The following is a 454-nucleotide window of genomic DNA, read 5'->3' as shown; positions in this document are numbered from 1 at the left end:
TCCATTTCCTCTTCATTCCACCTCTCAGCTGTATCGAAGAAAAGCTCATGAGTTTTTACATTGATCGGAACTAACATATTCTCTTGATTCATGACATGAACTGCAAGTTCTTCCTCTTGTTCTCGTGTAATTTTGATTGTTAGTTCTTCCTCTTTTACAAGTAAAATAAGTTCACCTTCTCCAACCTCTTTAATGACCCCTAATGCGATATCTTCACGAAATAATAACATCCTACTAACCTCCTGTTTTTTTATAAAAAGAAACAATGTAGCTTACGTTACATTGTTCTTTGATGCCTCATGATCTAAACGTTTTTGTCTTGCATTACTAATCCTTTCCGCTACGACTTCTTTTGCTATCTTCACACTTCCCATCTCTTGTTTATCAGTTGTAATAAGACTATCTACACCCTCTAAAAAGAAATAACCATTTAATAACTCAATTAAAATTTGCG

At 34.1% G+C, this 454-nt stretch carries 1 protein-coding gene and 1 pseudogene; both read right to left on the bottom strand.

What is annotated here, in order from left to right:
- The coding region (locus CN409_RS31180) for a hypothetical protein (protein WP_098217986.1) at window positions 1-230 on the bottom strand (230 nt) is incomplete at its 3' end.
- Window positions 231-272: 42 nt separating this feature from the next.
- A pseudogene (locus CN409_RS31175) lies at window positions 273-454 on the bottom strand (hypothetical protein); the annotation flags it as partial.

It is taken from the genome of Bacillus sp. AFS012607 (assembly GCF_002558005.1).
Lineage (GTDB): Bacteria > Bacillota > Bacilli > Bacillales > Bacillaceae_G > Bacillus_A > Bacillus_A thuringiensis_S.
The sequence above is the reverse complement of the archived record's forward strand: the minus strand, read 5'-3'. Positions and strand labels throughout refer to the sequence as shown.